The organism is Streptomyces sp. NPDC085524 (assembly GCF_044541755.1).
Classification (GTDB): Bacteria; Actinomycetota; Actinomycetes; order Streptomycetales; family Streptomycetaceae; genus Streptomyces.
Window position 1 is genome coordinate 212,977 of record NZ_JBITTH010000013.1, and the last position, 23,682, is coordinate 236,658.

Here is a 23,682-nt window from a genome sequence, read left to right on the forward strand (position 1 = left end):
CCGACGCTCCGCGTCGACTCCCCCTGATCCACCGCACATCCCTTGAGCAAGTACGGGAGCCATCCGATGTACCGACGCCCCGCAGCGGCTGCTGTTCTGCTGGCCGCGGCCCTGACGCTGACCGCCTGCAGTTCCGACGGGGGCAAGGGCTCCGGCTCGGAGGCCAAGGCGAAGCCGCCGGCCTCCTCGGCGGTCCCCGACCCGGCGGACACCCCCGCCCCGTCGACCGACCCCGACGCGAAGCCGACGGGCCCCGTGGTGCCCGACGCGAAGCTCACCCCGAAGACGGGCAGCTTCACCGCGCAGGAGAAGCAGTACCTGAGCGGCCGCGTTCCGGAGAAGATGGACCCGGCGGCCGTCCTGCAGGGCGGCCAGGAGGCCTGCCAGCGCGTCTCGCGCACGGCGAAGCACGACAAGGACGCGGCGACCGGATCGATCATCGCCGGGGAGATCCCGGGTGCGAAGGGCGCCATCCCGCTGCTGTGCCCGGAGCAGAAGCCGATCCTCGCGGCGGCCGAGAAGGGCTTCCCGGACGGCACCCGCCAGTCGCCCGCGGCGGGCACCTACCGGGCGCTGACCCAGGCCACGACCTGCAAGTGGGAGGCCAAGGGCAAGGACGGCTCGACCCTGGCCGCGGGCCCCGAGACCACGCCCAAGCCGGGCGACAAGATCACGGCCACCATCCCGCCCGGCACGGCGGAGTTCAACTCGACCGGCTGCTACGCCTGGATCCCCGCGTAAGGCTGCGGGCCGCCTGCCGGAGCTCCGCCCCGGACCCCGGTCCTCAATCGCCGGACGGGCTGGATTTTCCAGCCCCGCCGGCTTTTGAGGCGCGGGGTCCGGGGCGGAGCCCCGGGGAACGGTGGAAGGGCGGGGCGGGGAGGAGAACCCCTCAGCGCCGCACGGCCCCCTCGTACACCGCGAGCAGCGTGTCCAGGACCGAGTCCATCGAGAAGGACTCCCCGGCCAGCTTGCGCGCAGCGCACGAGGCGGAGGCGTTCGCAGCAGGCTCCAGCAGGTCGAGCACCGCCGCGGCGACACCCCCCGGGCCCGGCTCCACGGCCCGCCCCGCCCCGGCCCCCGCCACGTCCCGCGCGAGCCCGTTCGAGTGCGTCACCACCGCCGGCACGCCCACCGCCAGCGCCTCCAGCACCGACATCGGGAACGGCTCGTCCACCGAGGGCAGTACGTAGACGTGCGCCCGGCGCAGCTCCGCCTGCACCTCCTGCGCGGACAGCGCCCCCGGTACCGTGAACCGCTCCGACAGGCCGAGCGAGGCGATCCGCGCGCGGACGGCCCCCAGCTCCCCCTCGTCCGGGCCCGCGACCACGAAGTGCGCGTCCGGGTGTACGGCCAGCACCGCCGGCGCCGCGTCCACGAAGTCCACCGGCCGCTTGCGGGCCTGCAGCCGCGCCGAGTACAGGATCCGCGGCGGGCCGTCGGGTGCGGGCCGCTCCTCCTGCGCCGGGGTCCCGTTCACCAGCCGTACGGCCCGCTCCAGCGGCGGCGCGCCCACGACCGCGTCCAGGCCCTCCCGTTCGTGCGGGGTCAGGTACAGCACGGCGTCCGCGCCGCGCAGCACCCGGCGCACCGCCACCGCGTCGAGCACCTTCGCCAGCAGCTTCCCGCTCGGGTCCACCATCCCGTGGGTCTGGAGCACCAGCGGCCTGCCCGCCCGCAGCGCGGCGAGGGCCACCGGCAGGGTCACCAGGTCCCGCGCCAGGTGCACGTGGACCACGTCGGCCCCCCGCACCAGGCGGCCGGCCGAGGCCAGCAGCGCGGGCGAGGTCATCCCGCTGAAGCCGAGCGGGAGGAGCCGGCGGGCCGGGAACAGCCTCGCGGGCACTCCCTCGACGGAATCGGGCCACGGATCGCCGAAGCCCTCGCCGAGCGCCAGCAGCCGCGCCTCGTGGCCGCGCGCCCGCAGTCCCTCGGACAGGTTCAGCGCGACCCGGACGGGCCCGCCGAAGGCGTGCGAGGGGGAGTGCAGGGTTACGGCGTGCAGGACCCTCAGTCCCGTGTCCGGCGTGCTCACTTCGGCTCCTCGACCGGGCGGCGCCGCCCGTCCTGGGTCTGCAGGGTCAGTTCGGGCAGGTCCCGGTGCACGACCGAGCCCGCGCCCGCGACCGCGCAGCGGCCCACGGTCACCCCGGCCAGCACGGTCGCCCGTACCGCGACCCACGCGCCGTCCTCGACGGTGATGGGCGCATTGCGATAGCGGAAGTCCGCGGCGCGGTGGTCGTGCGAGCCGGTGCACAGCAGGGCCTCCTGCGACAGGCACACGTTCGCGCCGATCGTGACCGGCTCCAGGTTCAGCAGCCAGGCGCCCTCGCCGATCCAGGTGTGGTCCCCGACGGTGAGCTTCCACGGCCACAGCACCCGTACCCGGTGCCGGATCAGCACGCCCTCGCCGATCTCGGCCCCGAAGGCGCGCAGCAGCGAGACCCGCAGCCGCGCCGGGCAGAACCAGCTCATGAACAGCGTGTTCATCACGGCGAACCAGAGCGCCTGCGTCAGCAGCCCACGCCCCTTGTCGTATCCGGCCAGCGTGAAGGCAGGAAGGTCACGCAACTGAAGCCCCGATCGTGTCCGCCCCCGGACTCCATCCGGGGGGACCCCCGCGGGCGCCTCCCCTGGCGCCGCGCGCTCAGACTAGACTGCGCGCGGACCAGGCACATGGGGTGGGGGCGGCAGTGGCAACGGACATACGCAAGCCCCGGATCGCGCCCGGACCGCCCGGCGCCCTCGAGGACGAGTCGCAGTGGGGCAGGGTCACCACCCCGCGCACCCTGCTCTCGCGCGCCCTGTCGGTGCCCCTCGCCCTCGGATTCACCGTCTTCCTGCCGCTCTTCGTCGCCGTGCAGACCGGCGACGGCCAGCGCGACGCGGCCTTCTGGCTCCAGCTCCTGCTCACCATGTACGCGGGCGCCCGGCTCTCCGCGATGGTGCTGACCAGCCGCCGCAAGCTGCTCCAGGGTTCCTTCTGGCTGTTCGTCTACATGGCCATGGGCGTGGCCCCGCTCGCGCAGGCCGTCCTCGGCAGGGTCCCGACCCCCGTCGTCGGCCCCCGCTCCGACCTGACCGTCGCCATCGGGCTGGTGCTGCTCGGCTGTCTCGCGTTCGACGTCGGCGCCCTGCTGGCCCGGCACCGGCCGGCGGGCCGCGCGGGCGGCTCGCAGAAGGAGTCGCGGCCGGTCATGGCGCACCGGCGGCGCCTCCAACTGCTCACGGTGCTGGCCTTCCTGTGCAGCGCCGCCTTCATCATGAAGCTCGGCGGCCCGGCCGTCTTCTTCTCCAGCCGCCAGGAGATCATCGCCGGCATCGAGGAGGCGGGCATCTCCGACGGCGACGGCCAGGCCGGGCAGGCGCTGCTGCGCGGCTTCGGCACCGTACCGGCGCTGCTCGCGCTGCTGCTGTACACGCGCTGGCTGATCACCTCGAAGTTCGCCCGCCGCAAGGTGTCGGTCATCGTCACCTGGGGGGCCCTCGCCCTCCTCAACCTGGTGGTCAACAACCCGATCTCGAACCCGCGCTACTGGTTCCTGACGGTCATGTTCGCGCTGCTGTTCACCGTCTTCCCGGTGAGCGCCGCGATGTACCGGGTGGCGCTGTCGATGGCGGTGGTCGTCGCCCTGCTCGTCTTCCCGTTCGCGGACCGCTTCCGCTACGACGAGAAGAACTACAAGCCGGTCGAGACCACCTCCTTCCTGGAGCCGATGGCGCTCAAGGACTACGACCAGATCGGCATGTTCGCGAACACCATCACCTTCTCGAACTCCGGTCCGGGCCATTTCTACGGCCGCCAGCTCGCGGGATCGGTGTTCTTCGCGGTGCCGCGAGCGGTGTGGCCCGGCAAGCCGCGCGACACGGGCGTGATGGTCGGCCAGTGGATGGGCACGGTCAACACCAACCTCTCCTCCCCGATCTGGGCGGAACTCTGGCTCGACTTCGGGCCTCTGGGCATGGGGGCGGGGCTGCTCGGCATCGGGTACGCCTCCGCCCGCGTGGACCGCCGGTACGCCAAGCGCGCCACCCGCAGGTCCCCGCCGGGGAGCCTGATCTCGGTGGTGGTCCCGCTCGTGGCGGGGTATTCCTTCATCCTGCTGCGCGGGCCGCTGCTCCAGGCGTCGGGCCGGGTCGCGATCGCGGGGCTGTGCCTCGCGCTGGTGGCCACGTACCGGCAGGACAGGGCCACGACACTGCGCTGACCACCGCACGCAACCGCACGCACCTGCATGCAACCGCATGCAATCGACGGAAAGCGGGTCGGATGTCCTCCCTCGTCACCCTCGCAGTCGTCGGCGCCGGAGACCGGGGCACCGGTTACGCGCGCTGGGCCCTGGCCCACCCGGAGCGGGCGCGGGTCGTCGCGGTGGCCGAGCCGCGCCGGATCCGCCGGGACCGGTTCGCGGCCGACCACGGTCTGGACGCCGGGGCGGCGGTGGAGGACTGGCGGGAGCTGGCGGCCCGCGGCCGGGTCGCGGACGCCGTCCTGATCTGCACCCTGGACCGGGACCACCTGGAACCCGCCCTGGCCTTCGCCGCGCTCGGCTGCCACATCCTGCTGGAGAAACCGATGGCGCTCACCGAGGAGGAGTGCCGGCGGATCGTCGCGGCGGTCGAGCGGGCCGGGGTGACCCTCGCGGTCGGCCACGTCCTGCGCTACACGCCCTATACGCAGGCCCTGAAGGCCGTCGTCGACTCCGGCAGGCTCGGGGAGGTCGTCAGCGTCCAGCACCTGGAGCCGGTCGGGTTCTGGCACCAGGCCCACTCGTTCGTCCGGGGCAACTGGCGGCGCGAGGACGAGGCCACGACCATGCTGATGGCCAAGTCCTGCCACGACCTGGACTGGCTGCAGTACGTGCTCGGGCAGCCGCCGGTCCGCGTCTCCAGCTTCGGCCGCCTCTCGCACTTCCGGCCCGAGAACAGGCCGGACGGCGCCGCCGACCGCTGCCTGGACTGCGCCGTGGAGACGACGTGCGCGTACTCCGCCAAGCGCGAGTACGGGGAGCGGCTCGCCCGGGGCGAGCGCGGCTGGCCGCTGCGCGTGGTGGTCGACGAGTTCGACCCGCAGGCGCTGGAGACCGCCCTGCGGGAGGGACCCTACGGGCGGTGCGTGTACGCCTGCGACAACGACGTGGTCGACCACCAGGTGGTCGCCATGGAATTCGCCTCCGGAGCCACCGCGACCTTCACGATGACCGCCTTCACCGAATCGGCGGACCGCCTGACCCGCGTCTTCGGCACCCGGGGCGAACTGCGCGGCGACGGGAAGCGGCTGACCCTCTACGACTTCCTCACGCGCACGGAGGAGACGATCGGGCTCGCCGGCCAGGGGGCGATGGACGCCGCCGGCGGCCACGGGGGCGGCGACGCCGGGCTGATGGACGCCTTCGTCGCCGCCGTCGCCACCGGGGACCCGAGCCGGGTGAAGTCCGGCCCCCGGGAGTCCCTGACCAGCCACCTGACGGTGCTGGCGGCCGAACGGGCCCGGCTGGCGGGCACCGTGGAGAGCGTCTAGTGCCGTGACCGCAAAGGTTCACCGTGTCGCGACAGCACTAGGCGGCGAGGGCGGGGGCGGGCTCCGGCCGCAGACGCCCGACCCGCAGCCAGCCCGCGGTGGCCTTCGCCGCCGAGCCGGCCGCCAGGCCCCACGCGGCGCCCGCCACGCCCCACAGCGCGTAGCCGCCCAGCAGCACGGCCACCGCCAGCAGGGAGTAGACCACCTGGAGGGACAGCGTGGCCTTCGGGGCGAGCACGCGCAGGGTGAGCAGCGCACAGGTGCCGAGGCCCATCACCGCGTACTGCGCCCCGGTGGCCGGGAGCAGCGCGGACGCCGCCGCCCAGGTGTCGCCGAGCAGCGAGGAGCCCACCCGGTCGGGAAGCGCGTACAGGACGGCCCCCCAGCCCGCGCCGAGCGTGGCCAGCACCAGGCCGAGCAGGGCCGTGGCCCGGACGGTGGCCCGCTTGCCCCGCAGCCGCCCGAGGAAGGGGGGCGCGAAGGCGTTCGCGGAGTTGAACAGGACGTTGAGCGGCCCGAAGAGGGTGGTGGCGCCGCGCAGCGCGCCGACGGCGAGGGGGGTCGCGAAGACGCCCAGGCCCAGCACGGCGAGCTGGCTGGAGCCGTTGCCCACCGCGAACTCGACCACGAACCGCTGCCCGAGGTGGCCGCGCCGCAGGTACGGGCGCAGGTCCGCGCGCCGCCCGCGTACGTACGGCCGCAGCAGGAACAGCCCGAGCGCCAGCGCGGGCAGCGCGGAGACGCCCCACACCAGCACCAGCCGCCCCGCCGAAGCCCCTTCGGGCTGGACGCCCAGCGCCGCGACCACGCACACCAGTCGCAGCGCATCGGCGGCCAGCGCCCGCTCGGGCGTGCGCAGCGCGGAGAAGCAGTACCGCAGCCCGTCCTGCAGCAGCACCAGCGGCAGGACGAGGCCCAGCGCGAGGAAGGCCCGCCCGGTCGCCCCGGGCAGTACGAGGCCCACCGCCGCGAGCACCGCGCCCACGGTGGCCGACGCGGCCCCGGTGAACCCGGCCGCCGACCGGGCGAGGGCGCCGACCCCGTCGCCCTTCTCCAGGACCAGGCTCTGGCCGACGTAGGCCATGTTCAGCCCGAGGAGCACGCTGAAGGTCACGTAGACCATCGAGAAGTCGGCGAAGCCGGAGGCCGAGGACAACCGGGCGGCCAGCACCAGCACCAGGATGTTCGTGGCGCTGGAGGCCGCCTGGTCCAGGACCGACGCGATCGCCGCGAGACCGCGCCGGCTCACCGCCGGCCCGGGCGGACCGTACGCAGGGCGACCGTGTCCGTGCCGTCGCCCGGGATGTGCTGCTCGGTCTCGTCGACCTCGTAGCGCAGCGGCTGCGGCTGCGGCTGCGGTGCGGAGGGCGCGGCCGGTTCGGCCGCCGCGGACCCGCCGCGGTCCTTGCCACGGCCCCGCTTCTGGCCGGGCAGCGGCGCGTGCAGCACCGCGCCCAGCACGGTGCCGCCGGCGCCGCTGATGAGCTCGCGGATCCGGGACAGGTCCGAGCGGTGGACGGCGCGCGGGTCGCAGACGACCAGGACGCCGTCGACGCGGTCCACGAGCGCGAGGGCGTCGGCGTAGGAGAGCACGGGCGGCGCGAGCACGACGACGGTGGAGTTGGGGGAGTCGGCCTCGGAGATCAGCCGGGAGGCGCGCGAGGAGGTCAGCGAGCGGGCGACGTTGCGCACCGGCCGGCCCGGGATCAGGTCGAAGGCGCCGGACTCACCGGCGTCCACGACCAACTGGCGCCCGTCGGGCCACTCCGTGTCCCCGTGCTGCGCGGGGGCCTTCCCGGAGCCCGCGCCCTGGCTCCAGCGCGGCCGTCCGCCCGCGTCGGTGGGCAGCTGGCTGGCCAGCACGGGGGTGCGCAGGTCGGCCTCGATGAGCAGTACGTCCTTGCCGGTCTCCGCGAAGGAGGCGGCGAGGTTCACGGCCACCGCGGCGGCCGTCTCGCTGCTGCCGCGCGGGGCGACGACGAGGAGGCGGCGCCGGTCTGCGAAGCGGGCGTCGTAGGCGAGCCGGAAGGCCACCGAGCGGTACTCCTCGGCGAGCTTGGGGTCGGCCTCGCCCGCGGCGAGCAGCGGTCCGCCGCCGGTCCGGTCGCGGGGCAGGTAGCCGAGCACGGGGGAGCGCAGGGCCCGGGCCACGTCGCCCTCGGAGCGCGGCGCCGGGTCGAAGACGAGCCGGACCCAGGCGGCCAGCAGGCCGAGCGCCAGGCCCACGGCCGCACCGAGCGCGAGCGACATCACGATGCCGGGGCCGTCGGAGCCGGGAGGCGCGATCGCGGCGCTGGTGACCCGGCCCGGGGTCATGTCGAGGGCCTGGAGCTTGGTGATGTTGCTGTTGAGCGTGTTGACCTTGCCCTGCAGGTCCGTCTTGGACGCGTAGGCGGCATCGCGCGCGGCGCCCGCCGGCATCGTGTTGACCTGCTTGACGAGCTCGTCGAGCTGCTTGGCGACCGGGTCCCGCTGCTCCTGGTAGCTCTTGACCATCTTGTCGCGGGTGACGTCGAGGGCTTCCTGCCGCTTGGTCAGGTACGCCTCCGTCATCACGTTGGCCCGCTTGGCGGCCTCCTGGGGGGAGGACGCGGTGTAGGTGAAGCGGAGCACCATCGTCTGCGGCGGGTTGGTCACCTGCAGGCCGCTGCGCAGGGCCGCGAAACCGGAGGCGCCCACGCCGAGCTTCTTCGCGGCCTCGTTGGCTATGGAGGAGCTGAGCGCGACCTGGCGCTCCGAGCCGATGTTGATCGCCTTGTCGGGGGCGAGGCTCGGGTTGAACGGGTCGTCGGTGGGCGCGCGCAGCACCACATCGGCGGTGGCGACGTAGGTGTCGGCCGTGGAGACACCGAGGTAGACACCGCCCAGCAGCCCGACCCCGATGCCCGCGCCGATGAGCCGGCGGTACCGCAGGAGCTGTCGGAACTGGTCCCGGAGGAGGTCTGGTTCGTCCTCTGCCGGGGCCGCTGCAGGGCGGTTCGTCTCGATCACGGCCGGGGACCCCCAAGTGCTTCGTCCATCAATGCGTCGATCCGGGCCAGGCCCGCTTCGCGGCTCAGGTGGGCCGCCACGTGCCGCGGTCCGGCCGCTCCCAGTGCGTCCGCCCCGTCCGGGTCCTCGGCGAGGATCCGGACCGCCTTCAGGAGGGCCTCCGGGTCCTCCGGCGGCACGAGCACCCCCGCGCCCGAGCGTTCCACTTCCTGGGCCGTTCCGCCCTCCGCCGCCACGGAGGCGACGACGGGCCGGCCGGCCTGGAAGTAGGAGGTGAGTTTCGACGGCACGCTCATGTCCAGTACGGCGGCGTGCTGCGTGACCGCGAGCACGTCCGCCGCCGCGAGGATATCGGGGAACTCGCCGTCGGCGGCAGGGGGGATGATGTCGAGGTTGGGCACGTCGGCCGCGAGCTCGGCGAGCGCCGAGCGCTGGCTGCCGTCGCCCATCAGGACGAAACGGACGCCGGGGTCGAGGCGGGCCGCGCCCACGAGGACCTCGAGCCCCTGCTTGAGCCCCATGTTCCCGGAGTGCAGGACGACGGTCTGGCCCGGGGCCCAGCCCAGGTGGTGGCGGGTCTCGTCGCGCGGCCTGGTGGGCTGCGCCACGTGCGACCAGTTGGGGACCAGGCGGATCTTCGCCGGGTCCACGCCCATGCCCACGACCCGGTCCACGAAGGTCTCGTGGATGACGCCGACCAGCGTGGCCCGCTTGAGGGCGTACGCCTCCGCGCGGCCCGCGATCGCGGCGGCCTTGTCACCGCCGCTGATCCCGCTCTGCGCGGCGGCCGCGCCCATCAGGTCCTGGACGACCGGGACGTAGGGGACCTTCCAGCGGGCCGCGAGACGGGCGGCTATTACCCCGCCGGCCAGGCTGGGCATCTGCGCGAGGACGGCGTCCGGCTTCGGCATCCGCGGCGGGGCCACGCTGCCGTGCAGCAGAATCGATCCTTCGAACAGGGCCCGTCTGACGGCAGTCTGGCGCGGCGGGACGGTGTGCGCGCGCCGGTGCACGGTGACCCCCGCGCGCCGTTCCGTGCGCTGGAGCGCCCCCTTGTACTCCGGCTCGACCGACCACGCCGGGTAGTGTGGCATGCCGGCCAGCACGTGCGTCTCGTGGCCGAGATCCGCCCAGTGCTCCGCGATCTGGGTGGCGTACGGCCCAATCCCCGCGTGCTCGGGAGCGTAATTCGTGGAAACCAGCAGCAGCCGCCGGTTGCCGGATCTCGACACTGAACGTTCCTTCCACCCCTGGATGATGCGCAGGCCACCCTATTCGTTCACCGGCATGCTGCGGAACGTGCACGCTATTGTCTGCTAATCCGCCGCGCCGGGGGGCGCGGCTCTGGGGGTAAAGAGATGACGGAGCGGGAGATGTCGGACTTTGGCGAGCCCGCGCGGCGCGACCACGCCAGGCCCTACCGGGTCGGATACGCACCGGGTGCCTACGATCTGTTCCACATAGGACATCTCAACATCCTTCGGCACGCCCGGAGTCGGTGCGACTACCTGGTGGCCGGAGTGGTATCCGACGAGATGGCCGAACTCGCCAAGGGCAGGCGGCCGATGATCCCGCTCGTCGAGCGGCTGGAGATCGTCCGCAGCGTGAAGTACGTGGACGCCGCCTTCGTGGAGACCGTCCCGGACAAGGTGGAGACCTGGAAGCAGGTCCGCTTCGACGTCATCTTCAAGGGCGACGACTGGCGCGGTACCCCCAAGGGCGACAAGCTGGAACAGGACTTCGCCGCCCACGGCGTGGACGTCGTCTACTTCCCGTACACCGTCCACACGTCCAGCACCCAGCTGCGCCGGGCCCTGGACGCGCTCGCCGAGGCCCCCGCCGCCCCGGGCCAGCTCACCGCCGAACTGCGCTGAGCTCCCGGAACCACTTCGTGAGGAACGCCGCAAGGAACAGCGCGGCGACCGCCCCGAAGGCCGCGTACGCGCAAGCGAACAGCCGCCCGCCGCCGAGCAGCAGGAAGACCAGGCAGAACACCCCGTAGTCCACGGGCAGCAACGCCACCGCGCGCAGGGCCGACGGCGCCTCGGCGGGGCTGCCGGGGGCCGGCTTCGGCTTGAGCTTCTCGGTCAGCAGCCCGCCGAAGAAGGTGACCACCGCCGCGAGCTGGAAGCCCAGCGGCACCAGCAGCCAGCCGGCCGACCCCGTCCCGTAGGCGTCGGGGAACCGGTAGAAGGCGATCAGCACGCAGCTGTGCAGGGCGGTGAGCTTGGCGGCGTCCACGACGTGGTCGAGCCACTCGCCCGCCGCACTGCCGCCCCCGCGCAGCCGGGCCAGCTGGCCGTCGGCGGAGTCGAAGGCGAACCCGAGGGCGAGAGCCGCCCACACGGCGGGCCCCAGCCCCCAGGACGGCGCGGCCACCGCTACCAGGCCCGCTCCGGCGAAGCTGAGGGCGGCGCTGATCAGCGTCACCTGGTTCGGGGTGAGCCCGAGCGCGTACGACCCGGCCGCCAGGTACCGCCCCACGGGCCGGTTGACGAACCGTGAGTAGAGCGACACCCCCTTCGCCGACTTCTGCGCCCCGCGCAGCTCTCGCAGCGCGGTTCCGACTCTGCCCATCCGGCGACCCCCTCGGTGACGACGTTCGAACACATCATCGCAGGGCGGCGCCGGGCCCCCGTCAGTCAGCCGCTCCCGTCGGCCGGAAGCCGCCCACCCGGAGCAGGAGCACCGAGCGGGCCGGGACCGTCACCGTCTCCCCGCCCCGGTGCCGGGTACCCGGAGGCTCGGCCTGGTCCTCCCGGGAGGTGTCGAGGACGACCTCGTACGCATCCGCCCACGGCGCCCCCGGCAGCACCCACGCCAGCGGCCGGTCCCCGGTGTGCAGCAGGACGAGGAAGCTGTCGTCGGTGACCTGGCGGCCCCGTTCGTCACGGCCCGGGATGTCCCGCCCCGACAGGTACATCCCGAGCGCGGACGCCGGCGCGTACCAGTCCCGCTCCGTCATCTCCGCCCCCGCCGGGGTGAACCAGGCCAGGTCCCGCAGCCCGTCCGCCCCCTGCGGCCGCCCCGAGAAGAACGCCCGGCGCCGCAGCACCGGATGCGCGTGCCGCAGCGCGACCAGCCGGGAGGCCAGGGCGAACAGCGACTGCCAGGCCGGGTCCTCCAGCAGCGACCAGTCCACCCACCCCGTCTCGTTGTCCTGGCAGTACGCGTTGTTGTTACCGCCCTGCGTGCGCCCGAACTCGTCCCCCGCCACCAGCATCGGCACCCCGGTGGACAGCAGGAGCGTCGTCAGGAGGTTGCGCAGCTGGCGGCGGCGCAGCACACCGATGCGGGGGTCGACGCCCTCGGCCGGCTCCCCCTCCACCCCGCAGTTCCACGACCGGTTGTCGTGCGTCCCGTCCCGGTTGTCCTCGCCGTTGGCCTGGTTGTGCTTGCGCTCGTACGACACCAGGTCCCGCAGCGTGAAACCGTCGTGCGCGGTGACGAAGTTGACGGAGGCGTACGGCCGCCGACCGCCCCACGCGTACAGGTCGCTCGACCCCGACAGCCGGTACCCCAGATCCCGTACGTCGGGCAGCGCGCCCCGCCAGAAGTCCCGCACGGCGTCCCGGTAGCGGTCGTTCCACTCCGTCCACAGCGGCGGGAACGCGCCCACTTGGTACCCGCCCGAGCCCACGTCCCACGGCTCGGCGATCAGCTTCACCCGCCGCAGCACCGGGTCCTGGGCGATCACAGCGAGGAACGGCGACAGCATGTCCACGTCGTGCATCGAACGGGCCAGCGCCGCCGCCAGGTCGAAGCGGAAGCCGTCCACCCCCATCTCCGTGACCCAGTAGCGCAGGGAGTCCGTGATCAGCCGCAGCACGTGCGGCCTGCCCGGGTGCAGGGTGTTCCCGCAGCCCGTGTAGTCGGTGTACCGCCGCTGGTCGGACTGGAGCCGGTAGTAGCCGCGGTTGTCGATGCCGCGCAGCGACAGGGTCGGACCGAGCTCGCCCGCCTCCGCCGTGTGGTTGTAGACCACGTCGAGGATGACCTCGATCCCCGCCGCGTGCAGGGCCTTGACCATCCGCTTGAACTCACCGACCTGCTGGCCGGCCGTCCCGCTGGAGGAGTAGCCCGCGTGCGGCGCGAAATAGCCGATCGAGTTGTAGCCCCAGTAGTTGCGCAGGCCCCGCCGCAGCAGGTGGTCCTCGTGCGCGAACTGGTGCACCGGCAGCAGCTCCACCGCCGTCACGCCGAGCCGCGTCAGGTGCTCGACCGCCGCCGGGTGGGCGAGCCCCGCGTACGTGCCGCGCAGCTCCTCGGGAACACCCGGATGGCGCATCGTGAAGCCGCGCACGTGCAGCTCGTAGATCACCGAATCGGCCCAGGGGGTCTTCGGCCGGACGTCGTCCGCCCAGTCGTCGTCATCGTGGACGACGACCCCCTTGGGGACGAACGGCGCGGAGTCCCGGTCGTCGCGCACGGTGTCCGCGATGTACTGTTGCGGCCAGTCGCGGACGTGCCCGTACACCTCCGGCGGCAGGCGGAAGTCGCCGTCCACGGCCCGCGCGTACGGATCCAGGAGCAGCTTCGCCGGATTGAACCGGGCGCCCGTCCACGGGTCCCAGCGGCCGTGCACCCGGAACCCGTACCGCTGCCCCGGCCGCACGCCGGGCAGGAAACCGTGCCAGATCTCGTGCGTGAGCTCGCCCAGCGGGCACCGGGTCTCCGTGCCGTCGGCGTCGAAGAGGCACACCTCCACGGCCTCCGCGCCCTGCGCCCACAGTGCGAAGTTCGTGCCCTCCGTCCCGCCGGCGCCGTCCCCGCCCGGACGGAACCGGGCCCCGAGCGGATGCGAGGACCCGGGCCACACCGGTGGCCCGGGGCGCGTGGACACCCTCGACAGCAGGCCCCCGGCCTGGCCGTTCGGCTGGATCCCGGCGCCGTCGACCTGCGGTGCGGGCGCGGCAGTGCCGCTCCGCACCGCCGGTACGGCGCCCATGACGGCTTCCACCGCCTCTTGCTCGGCTGCGCTCGACACTGCCCGCCTCCACGGCTCCTGGGTACCGGCGGGGGTGCGGCCCGGGCGTCCCGGCCCGGGACCGCCCCCGTCTGGTCCTTCACACTGTTCTGCCCGGACTGCCGTACCCGGAACGTCGACCGCGCTCACGTTTCCCCCGGAGGGGCCCGGTCGTTGGAGGGATCGTGACACTTCTGACGAGGCGGGCAGGGGCGGGCTTGGCCGCCGTGGCGGCATGGGCGGGCCTCCTCGGCGGCCTGACGGGATGCACGGAGGACGGCCGGTCCCCGGTCGAGATCGCGCTCCCGGGCAAACCCCGCTCGCCGGACGAGGCCATCCGGATCACCCCCGAGGACAACGCCAAGGAGGTCCCGGCCGACGGGCGGCTCGTGGTCGCCGTGCCCGAGGGCCGGCTGGAGCGGGTCGTGGTCACCAAGGTGGAGGACGCGCAGCAGGAGCAGGTCCCCGGGTCCATCTCCGAGGACGGGCTCAGCTGGAGCCCCGACCCGGCGTCCGCCCGGCTCGCGCTGGCGGCCAAGTACACCGTGGACGCCGTGGCCCTCGACGGGCACGACCGCCGGCAGGCCCGGCACACCACCTTCACGACCTACGTCCCCGAGGAACGGTTCATCGGCTACTTCAAGCCCGAGAACCGCTCCACCGTGGGCACCGGGATGATCGTCTCCTTCGGCTTCAGCCACGCCATCGAGCGCAAGGTGGAAGTGGAGCGGGCCATCACCGTCACCTCCGAACCGCCGGTGCAGGTCGTGGGCCACTGGTTCGGCAAGGAACGGCTCGACTTCCGGCCCAAGGAGTACTGGAAGCCCGGCACCCGGGTCACCGTCAAGGTGAACCTGCGCGACGTCGAAGGCGCCCCCGGCTCCTACGGCATCCAGGACAAGACGATCACCTTCACGGTGGGCCGCTCCCAGACCTCCCTGGTGGACGCGGCCGCGCACACCATGGAGGTGCGCCGGGACGGGCAGCTCCTGTCGACCGTGCCGATCAGCGCCGGAGCACCCAAGACCACCACCTACAACGGGAAGATGGTGGTGATGGAGATGTTCGACGTCACCCGCATGAACGGCCAGACCGTCGGCTTCGGCGGCGAGTACGACATCCCCGACGTGCCCCACGCCATGCGGCTCACCTCCTCCGGGACCTTCCTGCACGGGAACTACTGGCTCAGCCCCGACACCTTCGGCTCCAGCAACATGAGCCACGGCTGCGTGGGACTGCGCGACGACAAGGGCGGCGGCTCCGACACACCGGCGGGATGGTTCTTCGACAGGACCCTGGTCGGCGACGTGGTGGAGGTCGTGAACTCGCAGGACAAGACCGTGGCCCCCGACAACGGCCTGGGCGGCTGGAACATGTCCTGGGCGGACTGGGTGGCCGGCTCCGCCGTCGCGTGAGCCGTGCGGGTGGTCCGTGTGATCGGAATGCCGTAGCCCCCGAGTGTCCTCCCGCACTCCCGTACGAGGCTCCGCGCAGCCTGTCAGGGCGGACGGGCCGCCCCACGGACGGAGTGCCATGACAGGCAGGACAGCACGTACAGCGGCGAGGGCGAAGGCGTGGGCGCTCGGCCTCGCGGCCGTGGCGGTGATCGCCGCGGCCCCGGCGGCCGAGACGACCAGGGTGGTGCTGCGGCAGACGGACGTGGACACCGGGGCGCCCCTGCGCGGCGCCCGGTTCGAGCTCTGGCGGGAGGCCAACGGCCGCCCCGGCCTGCAGACCACCGGCACGGGCGCCGACCGGCTGCGCGGCAGCGGCTGCGTGACCGACGCCAAGGGCACGTGCACGACCACCCAGCCGGTCGGCGAGACGTACTACTGGCGGCAGACCGCGGCCGCCCCGGGCTACGAGGGGACCGCGGACCCGGTCACCCCCTTCGACCTGGAGGAGGAGGACCGCCCGGAGGGCATCGTCCTGGGCGTCCCGCAGCGCAGGAAGGGCGCGGTGCACCGCGGCTCGATCCGGATCCTGAGCAAGGACGCCAAGACGGGCCGGCCGCTGCGCGGCACGGTGTTCGAGGTCTGGAAGGAGACCAACGGCACCAAGGGCCTCCAGGACCACGGCCTCAATGCCGACCAGCCGACCGGGGGCCCCGGCCTGGCCTCCGACGCGGGCGGCCAGAGCGACTTCGGCGGCCTCTCGGACGGCTCGTACTACCTGACCGAGCGGGACGTCCCCGAGGGGTACGTGCTGCCGGACCAGTCGGTGACCGGCCCGCTGAGCCTGGGCGCCGCGACCCCGGGCCGCCGGCTCGTCGTCACCGTCAAGAACGAGCGCGACTACTACGGCAAGCTGCCCGACACGCGGGCCCGCTGAGCCGGCGGGGTGAAGCATTCACCCCCCCGGCCCACCCCCGGGCGCCCCCGCCCCGGCCCTGCGGGTTGGCTGGAGGCAGCGGGGCCCGGCCGGCGGGCCCGAGGAGGCTTCGATGGCCGCACCCCGGACGACAGCCGTGACGGCCCGCGCGGCTGCGCTCGCCGCGGTACTCGCCCTGGCGGGACCGACCCAGGCGACGGCGGCGCAGGCCCCGGCCGCGGAGGGGCCCGGCCCGGAGCCGGTCTCCGCGTGCTGGTCCAACACCGGCCCCTACCAGCGGGAGCTGGAGGCCCATCTGCACCGCCCGGTCGACGGCACCGAGTCCGTGGCGGACTGCCTCGCCATCCGCTCGTTCCAGTGGAAGAACGGGGTCCGCCCGGCTGACGGCTACGCGGGCGTGGACACGTACCGCATGATGCTCGTCGTGACGGCCCGGCCGAACCCCAATGCCGGAGGGGACTGTCCCGACGAGGAGGAGCGGGTGACCTGCGTGGACCTGGACCGGCAGCTGCTCTGGGTCCAGGAGGACGGCCGGATCGTCTTCCCCGTCGTGCCCATCCGCACCGGCCGGGACACGGACGAGACCCGCCGGGGCCGGCACGAGATCTACTGGCGCAGCAAGGACCACAAGTCCACGCTGTACAACAACGCGCCCATGCCGTACGCCCAGTTCTTCGACGGGGGGCAGGCCATCCACGCCCGCTCCGACTACCTCTACGCCCACGGCGGCTCCGGCGGCTGCGTCAACCTCGCCGAGCCGGACGCCGTACGGCTGTGGAACCTGCTCACCGAGGGCGACACCGTCTACGTCTGGGGCACCAAGCCGGGCACCGACGGCTGAGCCCGGCCCGGCCGGCGGCCGCGGCTTCTTGGGACGGAACGGTGACACGACCGTTTCTCTTCGTGATCCCCCCGTGTGATTTCCTGTCAACATGCGCGCGACTGTCCGCGCGCGGGGGACATGGGGAGAACACGAGTGAACCTGCAGCCGATTCGCGGTCGCGCCCGCACCGGCCTGCCGGCCCTTCTGCTGGGGGCGGCCCTGCTGTTCACCACCGCGTGCAGCGGCGGGGGCGGGGGCAACAACGCGGGCACGGGCGGGGACAACGCCGGTGGCGGCGGAGGCAAGACCGGTACGGAAGCCTCCAAGGCCGTGGTCAGCGTCCAGCCCGAGGACGGGGCCAAGGAGGTCGCCACCAGCGGCGTCCTGAAGATAACCAGCACCGGCGGCAAGCTCGCCACGGTGACCGTCGCCGACACCAAGGGCAACGCGGTCGAGGGCAAGATGGCCGCCGACGGCGCGAGCTGGGAGCCCGCCCGCAACCTCGCCTCGGCCACCGAGTACAAGGTGCACGCCGTCGCCAAGGACGAGGCCGGCCGGGAGTCCGCCAAGGACACCACCTTCACCACCCTCACCCCGCAGAACACCTTCGTCGGGCACTACACGCCCGAGGACGGAGCGGAGGTCGGCGTCGGCATGCCGGTCTCCATCAACTTCACCCGCGGCATCACCAACACCGAGGCCGTCGAGAAGGCCATCACGGTCACGGCCGAGCCCGCCGTGCAGATCGAGGGCCACTGGTTCGGCAACGACCGCCTCGACTTCCGCCCCGAGAAGTACTGGGCCGCAGGCACCAAGGTCACCGTGAAGCTCGCCCTCGACGGCGTCGAAGGCCGCCCCGGGGTCTACGGCAAGCAGACCCGCACGGTCACCTTCAAGATCGGCCGCTCCCAGGTCTCCACCGTCGACGCCGGCGAGCACACCATGCAGGTCGTGCGCGACGGCCAGGTCATCAAGGACCTCCCGATCACCGCAGGTGCCCCGTCGACGACCACCTACAACGGGCAGATGGTCATCAGCGAGAAGTACAAGGTGACCCGGATGAACGGCGCGACCGTCGGCTTCGGCGGCGAGTACGACATCTCCGACGTCCCGCACGCGATGCGGCTGTCGAACTCGGGCACCTTCGTCCACGGCAACTACTGGGCCTCCTCCGGCACCTTCGGCTCGGAGAACGTCAGCCACGGCTGCGTCGGACTGAAGGACGTCCGCGGTGCCGGTGACGACAAGCAGCCCGCGGCCTGGTTCTTCAACGAGTCCCTGATCGGCGACGTGGTCATCGTGAAGAACTCCAAGGACAAGCAGATCGCCCCCGACAACGGCCTCAACGGCTGGAACATGGACTGGTCGGAGTGGATCAAGTAGTCCCGGTCCGTACGTAGTCCGGTGGCCCGGTGCTGTGACCCACAGCACCGGGCCACTTCGCGTTAACCGGCGCTAACCTGACCCGTATGACCATCTCTCTCGAAGTCTCCGAAGGCGTCGGCACCATCCGCCTGGACCGGCCGCCCATGAACGCCCTGGACATCGCCACCCAGGACCGGCTGCGCGAGCTCGCGGTGGAGGCCACCGACCGGGCGGACGTCCGGGCGGTCATCCTCTACGGCGGCGAGAAGGTGTTCGCGGCGGGCGCGGACATCAAGGAGATGCAGCTGATGGACCACGCGGCGATGGTCGCCCGGTCCCGCGGCCTGCAGGACGCCTTCACCGCGGTGGCGCGCATCCCCAAGCCCGTCGTCGCGGCCGTCACCGGCTACGCGCTGGGCGGCGGTTGCGAGCTCGCGCTGTGCGCCGACTACCGGATCGCCGCCGACAACGCGAAGCTCGGCCAGCCCGAGATCCTGCTCGGCCTGATCCCGGGCGCGGGCGGCACCCAGCGGCTGTCCCGGCTGGTCGGCCCGTCCAAGGCCAAGGACCTGATCTTCACCGGGCGGATGGTCAAGGCCGACGAAGCGCTCGCCCTCGGCCTGGTCGACCGGGTCGTGCCCGCCGCCGAGGTGTACGAGCAGGCGCACGCCTGGGCCGCCAAGCTGGCCCAGGGTCCGGCGCTCGCGCTGCGCGCCGCCAAGGAGTGCGTGGACGCGGGCCTCGAGGCCGACATCGACACCGGGCTCACCATCGAACGCAACTGGTTCGCGGGCCTGTTCGCCACCGAGGACCGCGAGCGCGGCATGCGCAGCTTCGTCGAAGAGGGCCCGGGCAAGGCGAAGTTCGTCTAGATCCTCCCTGGGGGTGGATTAGCCAGGCCTTAAGGCAGCCTTAAGGGGAATCGGTGATCCACTCACGGTGATCGCCTCCGTGCAGTGCGTAACGGCAGGTCAGGGCCGGTTTTTCGGTCCTCTTCATGCCTCCCGCATATGACAGGACACCCCCTTGGATTCGTTGAATCCGGGGGGTGTTTTCCTGTGGAACGGCCCGGAGGGGCGGTGCGGCCGTCCATGATGGGTGCATGGCGGGCCTGGAGGGTGTGGAACAGCCGCGGCAGCGCAGTGGCGCTTCGGCCGTGCGGCTCACGGCGGCTCTTGAGGACGAACAGGGCCTCAAAGCAATGGAGTCGTACGGGAATCCGGCCGAGGCCGAGGTGACGCTGCCGTCCATGCCGGAGTCGGCGAGCACGGCCCGCCGGCTCACCCAGTGCGTGGTGGTCCGCCTCTGGGGCCTCTCTCCGCAGACCGCCGAGCACGCCGTCCTGCTGGTCTCGGAGCTCGTCGGCAACGCGGTCCGGCACACCGGGGCCCGCTCCTTCGGCTTACGCATGCTGCGCCGGCGGGGCTGGATCCGCGTCGAGGTGCGCGACCCCTCGCGCGGGCTGCCCTGCCTGATGCCGGTCCACGAGCTGGACACCACCGGCCGGGGCCTCTTCCTCGTGGACAAGCTGTCCGACCGCTGGGGCGCCGACCTGCTGCCGCGCGGAAAGATCACCTGGTTCGAGATGCGCGTGGCCGACCGCCAGAACGCCTGAAGCCCCCGGGTCGCCTTGGTGGGGCTCGTGCGGGGGCTTCATGAGGGTGCCGAGGATCGAATGGGGTGTGTGATCCTCGGCAGTGCGACTTCGCTCGGGTCAATGGGGAAGTCGTGGTCTCGACTATGGCAGACGAGGGCTCAAACGCCAAAAGTCCTTACTCGGACATAAGTGTGCAAATCAGAAGGCGTGCGCGTTGAATCCTAGGTGAGGTGGGCCACTCACCTCGTATTCGATGAATAAATATCGAACGGTACGTGTGAATCGTTGCCCGGATACCGGACGGAAGCCTCCTGGATGAACATCCGGCGAACGTCCTGAATTGGGTCAATCATTACCTTCCGGGCCATCCACCCCTTAAATGGGCAGGTGCTCTCACAACCAGGCCGCCGCGCGGCCCTGCGCGCGGCCGCTCTCGGGACGGCCGGCGCGGCGACGGCCGGCCTCACCGCCGCCTGCGGATCGGGCCGCCCCGCCACCGCACCCTCCGCCCCGCCCCCGGGCCCGGCCAGACCCTCCCCCCGGCCCGTGCCGGCCGCCGCGGCCTCCCCGCGCCGGTTCCCCGGGCAGCCCGTCGAGATCGGCCACGGTCCCCGCGACCGCCCCCGGGTCGCCCTCACCTTCCACGGCAACGGGGATCCCGCCATCGCCCGCGCGGTGCTGGCCGAGGCCGAGCGGGCGGGCGCGCGGGTCACCGTACTGGCGATCGGGAGCTGGCTCGACGCGCACCCGGACATGGCCCGCCGCGTCCTCGACGGCGGGCACGAGCTCGGCAACCACACCCAGCGCCACCTCGCCATCAACGAGATGCCCGAGGCGGAGGCGTACGCCGAGATCACCGGCTGCGCCCAGCGGCTCAAGCGGCTCACGGGCTCCATCGGCACCTGGTTCCGGCCCTCGCAGACCCAGTACGCCACCCCGCTCGTCCGGAAACTCGCCCAGCGGGCCGGGTACCCGCACGTCCTCTCCTACGACGTGGACTCCCTCGACTTCACCTCGCCCGGTGCCGCGGCCGTCATCCGCACCGTCACCGGGACGATCCACGGCGGATCGGTGGTGAGCCTGCACTTCGGCTACGCGGACACGGTCGCCGCGATGCCTCCCCTCCTCGAAGAACTCGCGCGCCGCAAGCTGCGCGCGGTGACCACCACGGAGCTGCTGACCCCATGACGACCATCCGCCTTCCCCGGAAGGCCACCGTGCTGCTCGCCGGTCTGGTCCTCGCCGCCCTGGCCGGCTGCGGATCAGCCGACAAGGGTCCCGCCGAGGCCATGGGCACCAAGGGCCCGGCCCAGCCCGTCAAGGCCGTGCCCGCCGTTCCGCCCGGGCTGCCCGGCATGCCGCCCGTCCTCGACCCCCACGACGTCTACGCGGCGGACCGGCCGAACAAGCTCTCCCCGGTGGTCAAGGACTTCCCGTCCCGCGTCTACGTGCCGAACACCAACTCCAACACGGTGTCCGTCATCGACCCGGCGACCTACCAGGTCATCGACACCATCCCGGTCGGCGTCCAGCCCCAGCACGTGGTCCCGTCCTGGGACATGAAGACCTTGTGGGTCAACAACAACCGGGGCCACACGCTCACCCCGATCAACCCGGCCACCGGCGAGGCCGGGAAGCCGGTGGAGGTGCACGACCCGTACAACCTCTACTTCACGCCCAACGGCAAGTACGCCGTCGTCATGGCGTCGATGGACAAGGAGCTGGTCTTCCGGGACCCGCACACCATGGACCGGGTCAAGACGGTCCCGGTGAGCTGCTACGGCGTCAACCACGCGGACTTCTCGCTCGACGGCCGCTACTTCATCGTGAGCTGCGAGTTCTCCGGCGAGCTCCTCAAGGTCGACACCGAGAAGATGGAGGTCATCGGCCAGCAGAAGCTGCCGTTCGAGGGCGCGATGCCGCAGGACGTCAAGGTCTCGCCGGACGGGAAGACCTTCTACGTCGCCGACATGATGGCGCACGGCATGTGGGTGCTCAGCGGCGACAAGTTCGAGACGCCCAAGCTGCTGCCCACGGGCAAGGGGTGCCACGGCTTGTACGTGAGCCGCGACTCCAAGGAGATGTACGTCTCGAACCGGGGCGAAGGCACCATCTCGGTCTTCAACTTCCCGCAGAACAAGCTCACCAAGAAGTGGGAGCTGCCCGACGGCGGCAGCCCCGACATGGGCGGCGTCTCGGCCGACGGCAAGGTGCTGTGGCTGTCCGGCCGCTACAACTCCGAGGTCTACGCCATCGACACCGTGACGGGCAAGGAGCTCGCCCGGATCCCGGTGGGCAGCGGCCCGCACGGCCTCGCCGTGTACCCGCAGCCCGGCCGCTACTCCCTCGGCCACACCGGCATCTTCCGGTAGCCGACGGGCGGGAGGGGCCCCGGGAGCTCGCACTGCTCCCGGGACCCCGGTCCGGTGCTACCAGGCGACGGGCAGCCGCTCCGTGTCGTCGGTCAGGTGCGCCGACTCCGGGTCCCCTCCGCGACGATCCGGTCGAGGAGCTCGCCGGCCTTGGCGCGCAGCCGGTCCTGGAGCCCGGCCTGGCGCGGGTTCAGAGCCTTCATCACGGCGCTCCGCAGCCCCGCGCTGTTGATGTCGCCCACGCTGTTCACGACCTCGGGCGGGATCGTCGGCGCGTACTGGCGCGGGACCCCGGCGTTCGCCGTGTCCTTCAGGCTGAAGCGCTCGTCCTCCAGCTCCTGCCGGGCCGGCGCGCAGCCGCTCACCAGCCAGGCCGGGCCCCCGGTGAGGGTGCGGACCTTCGCGACCGGCGCCTTCTCGCGGAGCCGGGCGCACTCCCCGGGCAGGACGTCGCCGCGGCGCGAGAGCGGGAAGTCGAGGACCGGCTGCGCTTCCGGAGCGTTCGGGTCAGGCTGCGCGACGCTCATCGACGTCCCCTCCGGCCGTGGTGTTCTCGGGTCGGACGACGGCGTACGCCTGGTTGCGGGTCGCGCGCAGACCCCCGCCGCGCGCGAAGAGGACGTCCGTCAGCGGCATCTTCACGTGGTACGCGGCCACGGAGGACGGCACGTCGAGGATGCTCGGGGTGTCCACGAAGAACGGCAGTTCGGCTGCCATGTAGTCGAAACAGACGCGCAACTGCTCGTCGGTGATCGATTCACCTTCCGGCAGCTTCGACCCGACAAAATGAAGGGCCATCTCCTCGCAGCCCTTGCGGAATTCGTCGTCGGTTTCCAGGAAATGCAGAATCCGCCGGTGCAGCAGTTGGTAAACAGGGTTCGACTGGAACTCGGAAAGCGCCCTCACCCGAATTTCCACCTGCGGAGCGGTCGACTCCGACACGCCTTTGGCGATCCTGCGCCGGACGGCCTTGATCTCCTTCGCCGCCCGTTTCTCCGCGTGCTCCCGGGTGTAGCCGAGGGCGGCGAACATCCGGTCCACGTGGAGGTCTGCGTACACGAAGTCGACCTGCGCGAAGCGGGTTGCGGCCCACTGGGCGAGGCCGGCGATGCGCTCGGAGCTGAAGTAGCTGTTTCCGGGGCTCACCCCGATGAGCACGTGGTCGCCGTCTTCCCAGATGTGTCGGCAGGTGCGGGTGAAGGGCAGAACCTCGAATGATGCGCCGACTGTGATCGTCATTTGATTGATCGCCCTTTATGCCACTAGTCCCGGGGAGCCCTGCGCTCCTGGTGTGGCGGCAATGCCGTTACGTTATGCGTTGATCCCGGAGCGTGACAAGGGGGTGCCGCAATTGTTGGGTGGAATTATAGATTCCGCCTACCCGGGAGTTAATTGAATTTCTTTCTGCCGCTTGAACGGGACCCGCGGCGGCCCCCGCCCCGCGCGGCCGCTACCCTGGGCCGGTCAACAAGCACCAAGAAGGGGTGGACCCAGTGGCGGACATCGAGAGCGCACGGGCGACGTTCGACAAGTTCGACGTCGACGGCGACGGCTTCATCACGGCCGACGAGTACAGCGCTGCCATGAAGGCGATGGGTGACGCGTTCGTCACCGCGGCGGTCGCCGACGCCGTGGTCGCCTCCAAGGACCTGAACGGCGACAAGAAGCTGAGCTTCGACGAGTTCTGGGCCTCCCTGAACAAGTAACACCCCACCG

The 23,682-nt window shown here is 72.2% G+C and carries 22 protein-coding genes; 13 read left to right on the forward strand and 9 right to left on the reverse strand.

What is annotated here, in order from left to right:
* The first annotated feature begins 66 nt into the window (after positions 1 to 66).
* Positions 67 to 741, forward strand: a complete 675-nt coding sequence (locus ACIGFK_RS21860; RefSeq protein WP_386470455.1) for a hypothetical protein — start codon at positions 67 to 69, stop codon at positions 739 to 741.
* Positions 742 to 892: 151 nt separating this feature from the next.
* On the opposite strand, the gene ACIGFK_RS21865 is transcribed toward ACIGFK_RS21860, so the two are convergent.
* Positions 893 to 2,014 carry a glycosyltransferase gene (locus ACIGFK_RS21865; RefSeq protein WP_400053214.1) on the reverse strand — a complete coding sequence of 374 codons (1,122 nt, stop codon included), beginning with the start codon at positions 2,012 to 2,014 and terminating at the stop codon, positions 893 to 895.
* 17 nt (positions 2,015 to 2,031) lie between these two features.
* Complete coding sequence (locus ACIGFK_RS21870; protein WP_376656768.1) at positions 2,032 to 2,571, reverse strand: WcaF family extracellular polysaccharide biosynthesis acetyltransferase; 540 nt, start codon at positions 2,569 to 2,571, stop codon at positions 2,032 to 2,034.
* A gap of 122 nt (positions 2,572 to 2,693) precedes the next feature.
* Here ACIGFK_RS21870 and ACIGFK_RS21875 point away from each other — a divergent pair, with 122 nt between their 5' ends.
* Positions 2,694 to 4,208 (forward strand): hypothetical protein, encoded by a 1,515-nt coding sequence (locus tag ACIGFK_RS21875; protein ID WP_376656769.1) that lies wholly within the window; start codon positions 2,694 to 2,696, stop codon positions 4,206 to 4,208.
* A gap of 62 nt (positions 4,209 to 4,270) precedes the next feature.
* Complete coding sequence (locus ACIGFK_RS21880) at positions 4,271 to 5,521, forward strand: Gfo/Idh/MocA family protein (RefSeq protein WP_376656770.1); 1,251 nt, start codon at positions 4,271 to 4,273, stop codon at positions 5,519 to 5,521.
* A 37-nt stretch (positions 5,522 to 5,558) separates the two neighbouring features.
* Here the strand turns inward: ACIGFK_RS21880 and ACIGFK_RS21885 are convergent, their stop codons facing one another.
* Genes ACIGFK_RS21885 through ACIGFK_RS21895 form a run of 3 tightly spaced genes read right to left on the reverse strand, consistent with a single transcriptional unit; the run spans position 5,559 to position 9,714 of the window.
* Positions 5,559 to 6,770, reverse strand: a complete 1,212-nt coding sequence (locus tag ACIGFK_RS21885; RefSeq protein WP_376656771.1) for a hypothetical protein — start codon at positions 6,768 to 6,770, stop codon at positions 5,559 to 5,561.
* Positions 6,767 to 8,512 carry a lipopolysaccharide biosynthesis protein gene (locus ACIGFK_RS21890; RefSeq protein ID WP_376656772.1) on the reverse strand — a complete coding sequence of 582 codons (1,746 nt, stop codon included), beginning with the start codon at positions 8,510 to 8,512 and terminating at the stop codon, positions 6,767 to 6,769. The genes ACIGFK_RS21885 and ACIGFK_RS21890 overlap by 4 nt, the downstream gene beginning before the upstream one ends.
* A complete protein-coding gene (locus ACIGFK_RS21895; protein WP_400053216.1) occupies positions 8,509 to 9,714 on the reverse strand; it encodes a glycosyltransferase family 4 protein in 1,206 nt (401 codons plus the stop codon). Before ACIGFK_RS21895 ends, ACIGFK_RS21890 begins: the two co-directional genes overlap by 4 nt.
* Before the next feature lie 171 nt (positions 9,715 to 9,885).
* On the opposite strand from ACIGFK_RS21895, the gene ACIGFK_RS21900 reads away from it, so the two are divergent.
* Complete coding sequence (locus ACIGFK_RS21900) at positions 9,886 to 10,386, forward strand: adenylyltransferase/cytidyltransferase family protein (protein ID WP_376656773.1); 501 nt, start codon at positions 9,886 to 9,888, stop codon at positions 10,384 to 10,386.
* Here ACIGFK_RS21900 and ACIGFK_RS21905 read toward each other — a convergent pair.
* Positions 10,367 to 11,089 carry a CDP-alcohol phosphatidyltransferase family protein gene (locus tag ACIGFK_RS21905; protein ID WP_400053197.1) on the reverse strand — a complete coding sequence of 241 codons (723 nt, stop codon included), beginning with the start codon at positions 11,087 to 11,089 and terminating at the stop codon, positions 10,367 to 10,369. The genes ACIGFK_RS21900 and ACIGFK_RS21905 overlap by 20 nt on opposite strands.
* A gap of 61 nt (positions 11,090 to 11,150) precedes the next feature.
* Positions 11,151 to 13,499 (reverse strand): glycogen debranching protein GlgX, encoded by a 2,349-nt coding sequence (glgX, locus tag ACIGFK_RS21910; RefSeq protein WP_376656775.1) that lies wholly within the window; start codon positions 13,497 to 13,499, stop codon positions 11,151 to 11,153.
* Between the two features lie 173 nt (positions 13,500 to 13,672).
* On the opposite strand from glgX, the gene ACIGFK_RS21915 reads away from it, so the two are divergent.
* The 8 genes from ACIGFK_RS21915 (at position 13,673) to ACIGFK_RS21950 (ending at position 21,966) form a co-directional block, all read left to right on the forward strand.
* Positions 13,673 to 14,893, forward strand: a complete 1,221-nt coding sequence (locus tag ACIGFK_RS21915) for an Ig-like domain-containing protein (RefSeq protein ID WP_386470492.1) — start codon at positions 13,673 to 13,675, stop codon at positions 14,891 to 14,893.
* Between the two features lie 118 nt (positions 14,894 to 15,011).
* Entirely contained in the window at positions 15,012 to 15,809 is a 798-nt protein-coding gene (locus ACIGFK_RS21920) for a collagen binding domain-containing protein (protein ID WP_376656776.1), read from the forward strand.
* 112 nt (positions 15,810 to 15,921) lie between these two features.
* A complete protein-coding gene (locus tag ACIGFK_RS21925; RefSeq protein WP_376656777.1) occupies positions 15,922 to 16,650 on the forward strand; it encodes a L,D-transpeptidase family protein in 729 nt (242 codons plus the stop codon).
* A gap of 120 nt (positions 16,651 to 16,770) precedes the next feature.
* Positions 16,771 to 18,015, forward strand: coding sequence for an Ig-like domain-containing protein (locus ACIGFK_RS21930; RefSeq protein ID WP_376656778.1), 1,245 nt, complete (start codon positions 16,771 to 16,773; stop codon positions 18,013 to 18,015).
* A gap of 86 nt (positions 18,016 to 18,101) precedes the next feature.
* Positions 18,102 to 18,869 (forward strand): enoyl-CoA hydratase/isomerase family protein, encoded by a 768-nt coding sequence (locus tag ACIGFK_RS21935; protein ID WP_376656779.1) that lies wholly within the window; start codon positions 18,102 to 18,104, stop codon positions 18,867 to 18,869.
* A 230-nt stretch (positions 18,870 to 19,099) separates the two neighbouring features.
* Positions 19,100 to 19,612, forward strand: coding sequence for an ATP-binding protein (locus ACIGFK_RS21940; protein ID WP_376656780.1), 513 nt, complete (start codon positions 19,100 to 19,102; stop codon positions 19,610 to 19,612).
* Positions 19,613 to 19,981: 369 nt separating this feature from the next.
* Entirely contained in the window at positions 19,982 to 20,782 is an 801-nt protein-coding gene (locus ACIGFK_RS21945) for a polysaccharide deacetylase family protein (protein WP_376656781.1), read from the forward strand.
* Positions 20,779 to 21,966: a YncE family protein gene (locus tag ACIGFK_RS21950; protein WP_376656782.1), complete on the forward strand. Its 1,188-nt coding sequence runs from the start codon at positions 20,779 to 20,781 to the stop codon at positions 21,964 to 21,966. The genes ACIGFK_RS21945 and ACIGFK_RS21950 overlap by 4 nt, the downstream gene beginning before the upstream one ends.
* A 92-nt stretch (positions 21,967 to 22,058) precedes the next feature.
* Here ACIGFK_RS21950 and ACIGFK_RS21955 read toward each other — a convergent pair whose 3' ends face one another.
* A complete protein-coding gene (locus ACIGFK_RS21955; protein ID WP_400053201.1) occupies positions 22,059 to 22,493 on the reverse strand; it encodes a hypothetical protein in 435 nt (144 codons plus the stop codon).
* Positions 22,474 to 23,205, reverse strand: a complete 732-nt coding sequence (locus ACIGFK_RS21960) for a tRNA-dependent cyclodipeptide synthase (protein ID WP_400053203.1) — start codon at positions 23,203 to 23,205, stop codon at positions 22,474 to 22,476. Before ACIGFK_RS21960 ends, ACIGFK_RS21955 begins: the two co-directional genes overlap by 20 nt.
* Before the next feature lie 254 nt (positions 23,206 to 23,459).
* Here ACIGFK_RS21960 and ACIGFK_RS21965 point away from each other — a divergent pair, with 254 nt between their 5' ends.
* Positions 23,460 to 23,672 (forward strand): EF-hand domain-containing protein, encoded by a 213-nt coding sequence (locus ACIGFK_RS21965; RefSeq protein WP_376656785.1) that lies wholly within the window; start codon positions 23,460 to 23,462, stop codon positions 23,670 to 23,672.
* Positions 23,673 to 23,682 lie beyond the last annotated feature (10 nt).

Coding starts and splice junctions, on each gene's coding strand:
- ACIGFK_RS21940 (WP_376656780.1), top strand. CDS start 19,100: ATGGCGGGCCTGGAGGGTGTGGAACAGCCGCGGCAGCGCAGTGGCGCT.
- ACIGFK_RS21880 (WP_376656770.1), top strand. CDS start 4,271: ATGTCCTCCCTCGTCACCCTCGCAGTCGTCGGCGCCGGAGACCGGGGC.
- ACIGFK_RS21905 (WP_400053197.1), bottom strand. CDS start 11,089: ATGGGCAGAGTCGGAACCGCGCTGCGAGAGCTGCGCGGGGCGCAGAAG.
- ACIGFK_RS21925 (WP_376656777.1), top strand. CDS start 15,922: ATGGCCGCACCCCGGACGACAGCCGTGACGGCCCGCGCGGCTGCGCTC.
- ACIGFK_RS21960 (WP_400053203.1), bottom strand. CDS start 23,205: ATGACGATCACAGTCGGCGCATCATTCGAGGTTCTGCCCTTCACCCGC.
- ACIGFK_RS21860 (WP_386470455.1), top strand. CDS start 67: ATGTACCGACGCCCCGCAGCGGCTGCTGTTCTGCTGGCCGCGGCCCTG.
- ACIGFK_RS21930 (WP_376656778.1), top strand. CDS start 16,771: ATGGGGAGAACACGAGTGAACCTGCAGCCGATTCGCGGTCGCGCCCGC.
- ACIGFK_RS21955 (WP_400053201.1), bottom strand. CDS start 22,493: ATGAGCGTCGCGCAGCCTGACCCGAACGCTCCGGAAGCGCAGCCGGTC.
- ACIGFK_RS21950 (WP_376656782.1), top strand. CDS start 20,779: ATGACGACCATCCGCCTTCCCCGGAAGGCCACCGTGCTGCTCGCCGGT.
- ACIGFK_RS21900 (WP_376656773.1), top strand. CDS start 9,886: ATGTCGGACTTTGGCGAGCCCGCGCGGCGCGACCACGCCAGGCCCTAC.
- ACIGFK_RS21935 (WP_376656779.1), top strand. CDS start 18,102: ATGACCATCTCTCTCGAAGTCTCCGAAGGCGTCGGCACCATCCGCCTG.
- ACIGFK_RS21920 (WP_376656776.1), top strand. CDS start 15,012: ATGACAGGCAGGACAGCACGTACAGCGGCGAGGGCGAAGGCGTGGGCG.